A 7539-nucleotide genomic window follows, 5' to 3' on the forward strand; every position below is an offset into this window, starting at 1 on the left:
ACGAGCCTAACGTAGCTGCACGTCCAGGAGAGACTGCGATGGACCAACCGGATCGATCCCCGTGGCGCTTCGGCGTCCCGGTCGTCTGCCTGGCCGCCGGCTTGCTCCTGGCCGCTACCCACAGCGTCTCGGGCGGTGACGAGATTCGCCGTAGCGACGCACCGCGCCTCGTCGACCTGGTGCGCGAGGCACAGCAGTCGGTGGACCGGCTGACCGTCCAGCGCGATTCGCTGTCGACCGAGATCGACAGCCATCACGGCGGATCCCCCGGATCACACGCGGCGCTCGGGGCCATCACCCGGCGCTCCGCCGAGCTGGCCGTCGACGCGGGCACCGTGCCCATGCGGGGACCCGGCCTGGTCGTCACGCTCAACGACGCCCAGCGCGACGCCCAGGGCCGTTTTCCCCGCGACGCCTCCCCCGACGACCTCGTGGTGCACCAACAGGACATCCAGGCCGTCCTGAACGCACTGTGGAGTGCCGGCGCCGAGGGCATCCAGATGCAGGACCAACGCATCATCGCCACGTCGGCACCCCGCTGCGTCGGCAACACCCTGCTACTCAACGGACGGACCTACAGCCCGCCCTACGTGATCACCGCGATCGGCGATGCCTCCGCCATGCAGGCCGCGCTGGCGGCCGCCCCGAACGTCACCCTCTACAAGCAGTACGTGGTGCGGTTCGGATTGGGCTATGCGGAGGAGCCGCGCGCCGAGGTCGACCTGGTAGGGCACACCGAGCCGCTGCGGATGCGCTACGCGAAACCCGCGGGCCCGGTCGGCTACTGAGCCGGTAACCTGGCCCGATGCAGGTTCTGGTCGTCGACAACTATGACAGCTTCGTGTTCAACCTGGTCCAGTATCTGGGTCAGCTCGGGGTGGACGCGCAGGTGTGGCGTAACGACGACGATCGCCTGGCCACCGAAGCCGACCTCGCCAAGGTGGCGGCCGACTTCGACGGCGTCCTGCTGAGCCCGGGCCCGGGCACGCCGGAACGGGCCGGAGCCACGATTCCGCTGGTGCGCGCGTGCGCCGCGGCCGGCACTCCCCTACTCGGCGTCTGCCTCGGGCACCAGGCCATCGGGGTGGCATTCGGGGGCACCGTCGACCGGGCGCCCGAACTGCTCCACGGCAAGACGAGCGTCGTGCATCACGCCGATGCCGGCGTGCTCAAGGGCCTTCCGGATCCGTTCACCGCGACCCGTTACCACTCTCTGACGATCCTGCCCGAGACCGTGCCCGATGAGCTCGAGGTCATCGGGCAGACCGACGGCGGCGTGATCATGGCCGTGCGCCATCGACAGCTGCCGATTCATGGCGTGCAGTTCCACCCGGAGTCGATCCTCACCCAGGGCGGGCACCGCATGCTGGCCAACTGGCTCGGTGTGTGCGGTGCCGCTCCCGAGGAACACCTGGTGGCCACGCTCGAGGCCGAGGTGGCCCGCGCCGTGGCGGCGGCTACGACGCGAAGCTCAGTGTGATCTTCGCGCCGAAGTTCACCCCGGTGCCCGGGGACGGGCTCTGGGTGACGACCGCGTTGGTCCGCTGACCGCTGTCGCGCACGTCCGGCCCCTTGTCCAGGACCCCGGTCCAGCCCAGCGCGCTCAGGCGCTGGTAGGCGTCATCCCAGAACTGCCCGACCAGGTTGGGCATGACGAACTGGTTGCCCTTCGAGACATGGATCTGGATCGGGGTGTCCTTGGGTACCGACGTACCGGCGGGCGGTTCGGTGCCGACCACCTGGCCTGCGGTTGCGGTGTGATCGACCTCGATGACGACGGTGTTGGTGAATCCCGACGCGGTGAGGATCTGCTTGCACACGTCGACCGACTGGCCGGTGCAGGACGGAACCGCTGTGTCCTCCGGGCCCGAACCGACCACGAGCGTGACCTCGTAGATGATCCCCGCGGTCTGGTTGGCCGGCGGATTGGTGGCCAGCACCCGGCCCTTCTGTTCGGGTGTCGACGGGCTCGTGGATTCTTTGACCTTCTCGAACCCGGCGTCCTTGAGCTTCTGGCGGGCCTGGGACGGGGTCAACCCGGCCACATCGGGCACCTGAGCCTGCTGGGGTCCGGCGGAAACGTTCACGGTGATCTCATCGCCAGCGGCCACCATGCTGTTGGCCGACGGGTCGGTGCCGATCACAAACTCCGGCGGGACCTTGTTGTCTTCCTTGCGCTCGGTGCGGGTCTTGAAACCGCGGTTCTGCAGTGCGGCAACGGCATCCGCCGAACGCTGGCCGCTCACGTCGGGCACCTGCACGTCGCGTGACTTGCCGTCGAACATGTTGATCGCCACCGTCACCACCACGGTCAACACCGCCAGCACCGCGACGGCGATCAACCAGCGGGCGATCGAGGCATTGCGGTCGGCCGGGCGGGGCACGACCATGTTCTGGGTGGGCACCCCGCCGCCCTGGGCCAGCATCGGCCCGGAGTTCATCATCGACGTCCGCTCGGCGTCGGTGAGCACCTTGGGGGCCTCCGGGGCCTCACCGCTGTGAACGCGGATCAGGTCCGTACGCATCTCGGCAGCGGTCTGGTAGCGGTTGTCCGGGTTCTTGGCCAGGGCCTTGAGCACCACGGCGTCGAGTTCCGGGGAGATGCCGGCGTGGCGTTGCGACGGCGGGACCGGATCCTCGCGAACATGCTGATACGCCACCGCCACCGGTGAATCACCGATGAAAGGTGGTTCACCGGTGAGCATTTCGTAGAGCACACAGCCCAGCGAGTAGACGTCGGAACGGGCATCGACGGTCTCACCGCGGGCTTGCTCGGGCGACAGGTACTGCGCGGTGCCGATCACCGCGGCGGTCTGCGTGACACTGTTGCCGGTGTCGGCCAAGGCCCGCGCGATACCGAAGTCCATCACCTTCACAGCGTTGTTCTTGCTGATCATGATGTTGGCCGGCTTGACGTCGCGGTGCACGATGCCGTGCTGGTGGCTGAAATTCAGCGCCTGGCAGGCATCGGCGATGACCTCGATCGCGCGGCGCGGCGTCATGGGCCCATCGGTGTGCACGATGTCGCGCAGCGTCACACCGTCGACGTACTCCATGACGATGTAGGGCAGCGGACCGTTGGGCGTCTCGGCCTCTCCGGTGTCGTAGACCGCCACGATGGCGGGGTGGTTCAGCGCGGCCGCGTTCTGTGCTTCACGGCGGAACCGAAGGTAGAAGCTGGGGTCACGGGCCAGATCGGCCCGCAGCACCTTGACCGCGACATCGCGGTGTAGCCGCGTGTCGCGTGCGATGTGGACTTCGGACATGCCGCCGAAGCCGAGAATTTCACCGAGTTCATATCGGTCAGAGAGGTGCTGAGGCGTCGTCATCGCAGTATCTGTTCCGGGGCCCCTGAGGTGGCCGGAGCGTCAGCCCCGGCTTCTCTGGGCAAGATCACGTGGAATGCCAGGTCCGGCAACGCTGCCGGGGTCTGGTAAGGCGTCGTCTGGGTCACCGTGTCGGTGACCGTGGGCGGTGGTGACTGCTGCTGATCCTTGCGATCCTGTGCGTTGAGCACGATCAGGATGGCAATCACAATAGCGAGCGCGCCGAGTACCCCGGCGGCCCACAGCAGGGCCCGCTGACCCGACGAGAACGTGCGCCGCGGAGCCGGTGCGGGCCGGTGGGCGGCGGTGGTCGGCCTGGCCCGGGTGGCGGTCACCGGGGTGCGGCCGGTGAGCTCGGCCGCGGCGCGGGCCTGGGCGGCCGAGGGAACCGCGGCCGGAGCGGCCCGGCCCAGAGTCGGGGCCTGGTTGGGACGCGGGGGACGGCGGCCGGAGCGCACCGCGGCGACCGCGTCGGCGAACGGCCCGCCCGACTTGTAACGCATCCCCGGGTTCTTCACCAGGGTGATCTCGATCAGCTCGCGGACGTTGGGCGGCAGATCCGCGGGCAGCGGCGGCGGGGTCTCCTTGATGTGCTTCATCGCGACCGTCAGCGCACCGTCGCCGGTGAATGGACGCTTGCCCGAAACCGATTCGTAGCCAACGACTCCCAGCGCGTAGACGTCGCTGGCAGCGGTGGCGTCGTGGCCGAGGGCCTGCTCGGGCGCGATGTACTGGGCGGTGCCCATCACCATGCCGGTCTGGGTTACCGGGGCGGCGTCGACGGCCTTGGCAATGCCGAAGTCGGTCAGTTTCACCTGGCCGGTCGGGGTGATGAGGATGTTGCCCGGCTTGACGTCGCGGTGGACCAGCCCGGCGGTGTGGGCCACCTGTAGCGCGCGCCCGGTCTGCTCGAGCATGTCCAGGGCATGCCGGAGCGAGAGCCGCCCGGTCCGCTTGAGCACCGAGTTCAGCGGCTCACCGTTGACGAGCTCCATCACCAGATACGCGGTGCGGCCCTCGCCGTCGATATCGGTCTCGCCGTAGTCGTACACGCTGGCGATGCCAGGGTGGTTGAGCATCGCCACGGTGCGGGCCTCGGCCCGGAACCGCTCGACGAATTCGGCATCGGTGGAGAACTCGGCCTTGAGCACCTTGACCGCGACGCGCCGGCCCAGCCGCGAGTCCACGGCCTCCCAGACCTGACCCATACCGCCGGTGGCGATCAGTCGCTGCAGCCGGTACCGCCCGGACAGCGTGACTCCAACCCGGGGACTCATGAATCCTCCCGTAGCGCCGCCGCGATGGTGGCGCGTCCGATCGGGGCGGCGAGTGCGCCGCCGGTGGCCGACAACCGGTCCCCGCCGTCCTCGATCAACACCGAGACCGCGACCTTGGGGTCGCTGGCCGGTGCGAATGCGATGTACCAGGCATGCGGCGGAGTGTTACGGGGATCCGTCCCGTGCTCTGCCGTACCGGTCTTCGAAGCGATCTGCACGCCGGCGATGGCTCCCTTCTGCTGAGTCACCTGCTCGGCGGCGACCATCAAGTCCGTAAGTGTAGCTGCGACCTGGGGTGACACCGCCCGGCGCTCTTGGGCGGGGGCGGTGGTGGCGATCGTGGTCAGGTCGGGTCCTTTTAGGCTATCCACAAGATACGGGCGCATGGCGATGCCGTCATTCGCGATGGTCGCGGCCACTTGCGCATTCTGCAGCGGAGTCAACGCGACATCGCGCTGCCCGATGCTGGACATACCGAGCGCCGCGCCGTCGGAGATGGGTCCGGTGGTGGATTCGGCCACCTGCAGCGGGATGGCCGCCGGGGGAGTATCGAGCCCGAAGGCCTGGGCGGTGGCCTTGAGCTTGTCGGCCCCGGTTTTGATCCCCAGCTCGACGAAGGCGGTGTTGCACGATTTGGCGAACGCCTCGCGCAGGGAGGCGGTCGGTCCGGGCCCACACGAGGCCCCACCGAAGTTCTCCAGCGTGGCGGTGCTGTCGGGTAGCGGGATCCGCGGCGCCGCGGTCAGCTGGGTGTCCGGGGTGGAGCCGGACTGCAGCGCCGCCGCGGTGGTGATCACCTTGAACGTCGAGCCCGGTGGGTAGGTCTCCGCGATGGCGCGGTTGAGAAGCGGGGACTGCTCGTTGTCGCGCAACTGCTGCCAGGCCTCGCTCTGCGCGTTGAGGTCGTGTGTGGCGAGCCGGTTGGGGTCGTACGAGGGAGACGACGCCATTGCCAGGATCTTGCCCGTCGAAGGCTCCAGGGCCACCACAGAGCCCTTGCAGGGGCCGTCACTGCAGCCGTGCTGCAGCGCGTCCCAGGCCGCCTGCTGCACCTGCGGGTTGATCGTGGTGTCGACATTGCCGCCGCGCGGGTCGCGGCCGGTGAAGAAATCGGCGAGCCGACGGCCGAAGAGGCGCTCATCCGATCCGTTGAGGATGGCGTCCTCGGCCCGCTCCAGCCCGGTGCTCGAATAGCCCAGCGAGTAGAACCCGGTGATCGGGGCGTAGACGTCGGGGTTGGGGTAGGTGCGCAGGAAGCGGAACCGGCCGTCGGTGGCCACCGAGTAGGCCATCAGCTGGCCGCCGGCGGTGATCTGGCCCCGCTGGCGCGAATACTCGTCGAGCAGCACCCGCTGGTTGCGCGGGTCGGCGCGTAACCCGTCGGCCGTGAAGACCTGGGTGATGGTGGCGTTGGCCAACAGCAGCACGATCAGCACCATGATCGTGACTGCCACCCGGCGCAGGGAGGTGTTCATACCTTCTCGATCACCTCGGTGTTGGCCGCGGCGATGGGGGTCGGGTTCGGCGTCGGGGTGGTGGTGATGGGCCGGCGTGCGGCGTGCGAGATGCGTACCAGGATGGCCAGCAGGATGTAGTTGGCCAGCAGTGAGGAGCCGCCGTAGGACATCCACGGGGTGGTCAGGCCGGTCAACGGGATCAGCTTCGTGACGCCGCCGACGACGATGAACAGCTGAATGGCCAGCGTCGAGGCCAACCCGGCCGCCAGGAGCTTGCCGAAGCTGTCGCGCACCGCGATCGCCGTGCGCATGCCGCGGATGATCAGGATCGTGTAAAGCATGAGAACGCCTGCCAGCCCGACCAATCCGAGCTCTTCGCCGATCGCGGCGATGATGAAATCGGTGGCCGCGGCGGGCACGGTCCCGGGCTGTCCATTGCCCAGACCGGTGCCGAAGATGCCGCCGGTGGCGAAACTGAACAGGGACTGCACCATCTGGTAGCCGGCGCCGTCAGGATCGGCGAACGGATCGAGCCAGGTCTCCACGCGCACCCGGACGTGGCCGAAAACCTGGTATGCCACAACGCTTCCCGCGGCGAACAAGGCGAGTCCGATGACCACCCAGCTCAGTCGCTCGGTAGCCACGTAGACCAGCACCAGGAACGACGCATACAGCAGAAGTGAAGTGCCCAAATCCTTTTCGAAAACCATCACACCCACCGAGGCCGCCCAGGCCAGCAGCAGGGGGGCCAGGTCGCGGGGTCGCGGCAGGTCGAGTCCGAAGAAGTGTTTCCCCGCGCTGGTGAACAGATCACGCTTGGCCACCAGCACCGCTGCGAAGAAGATCAGCAGCAGAATCTTGGAGAACTCGGCGGGCTGAATCGAGAAGCCAGGAAACTGGATCCAGATCTTGGCGCCGTACTGCTCGGAGTACTTCGCCGGCAACAACGCCGGAATGACAAGCAGCACAAGGCCGGTCAGCGCGCAGATGTACCCGTACCGGGCGAGCATGCGGTGGTCGGTCAGCAGTGCCACCACGACCGAGAACCCGATGACACCCACCAGCGTCCACATCATCTGCTGATTGGCGGTGCCGCCGAGCCCGTCGGAGGCCGTCTCACCCTTGGCCAGGTCCAGCCGGTGGATCATCACCAGGCCCAGCCCGTTGAGCAGTGCCACGACCGGCAGCAGCAGCGGGTCGGCATAGGGCGCGAACCGGCGCACGGCCAGGTGCGCGGCGCCCATCAGGACGATGAACACGATGACGTAGCGGGCCAGATCCCAGTTCAGGCCCTGTTCCTGGTTGGCCTCGACGATCAGCAGCGCGACCGTGGTGATGAAGGCCGCGAACCCCAGAAGCAGCAGTTCCGCATTGCGCCGATTGGGTAGCGGCGGCGTGACGGTAACCGGCGACTGGGGTTGAGTCGTCATGACACCGCTCGGCAGTTCTTCCCCGGTTCTTGTGGTGGGGGAGGCAGCG

The 7539-nt window shown here is 68.0% G+C and carries 6 protein-coding genes; 2 read left to right on the forward strand and 4 right to left on the reverse strand.

All coding sequences use genetic code 11. The features are described 5' to 3' along the window. Positions 1 to 38 precede the first annotated feature (38 nt). Together EYZ64_RS31855 and EYZ64_RS31860 are read left to right on the forward strand one after the other, a co-directional pair. Entirely contained in the window at positions 39 to 788 is a 750-nt protein-coding gene (locus tag EYZ64_RS31855; protein ID WP_135459695.1) for a DUF881 domain-containing protein, read from the forward strand. A gap of 17 nt (positions 789 to 805) precedes the next feature. Then, positions 806 to 1480 carry an aminodeoxychorismate/anthranilate synthase component II gene (locus tag EYZ64_RS31860; RefSeq protein ID WP_135459696.1) on the forward strand — a complete coding sequence of 225 codons (675 nt, stop codon included), beginning with the start codon at positions 806 to 808 and terminating at the stop codon, positions 1478 to 1480. Here the strand turns inward: EYZ64_RS31860 and pknB are convergent. From pknB to EYZ64_RS31880, 4 genes are read right to left on the reverse strand one after another with little or no spacing between them, the layout of a single operon-like run. Then, entirely contained in the window at positions 1458 to 3329 is a 1872-nt protein-coding gene (gene pknB, locus EYZ64_RS31865; protein WP_135459697.1) for a Stk1 family PASTA domain-containing Ser/Thr kinase, read from the reverse strand. The two genes, EYZ64_RS31860 and pknB, sit on opposite strands and share 23 nt — an antisense overlap. Next, complete coding sequence (locus EYZ64_RS31870; RefSeq protein ID WP_135459698.1) at positions 3326 to 4603, reverse strand: protein kinase domain-containing protein; 1278 nt, start codon at positions 4601 to 4603, stop codon at positions 3326 to 3328. The genes pknB and EYZ64_RS31870 overlap by 4 nt, the downstream gene beginning before the upstream one ends. Next, the gene (gene pbpA / locus EYZ64_RS31875) at positions 4600 to 6078 is read right to left on the reverse strand and encodes a D,D-transpeptidase PbpA (protein ID WP_135459699.1); all 1479 of its coding nucleotides are present in this window, start codon (positions 6076 to 6078) and stop codon (positions 4600 to 4602) included. The genes EYZ64_RS31870 and pbpA overlap by 4 nt, the downstream gene beginning before the upstream one ends. Further along, a complete protein-coding gene (locus EYZ64_RS31880) occupies positions 6075 to 7490 on the reverse strand; it encodes an FtsW/RodA/SpoVE family cell cycle protein (RefSeq protein ID WP_135459700.1) in 1416 nt (471 codons plus the stop codon). Before EYZ64_RS31880 ends, pbpA begins: the two co-directional genes overlap by 4 nt. Positions 7491 to 7539 lie beyond the last annotated feature (49 nt).

Origin of the sequence: Mycobacterium sp. DL99 (assembly GCF_004762045.1) — a bacterium.
GTDB lineage: Bacteria > Actinomycetota > Actinomycetes > Mycobacteriales > Mycobacteriaceae > Mycobacterium.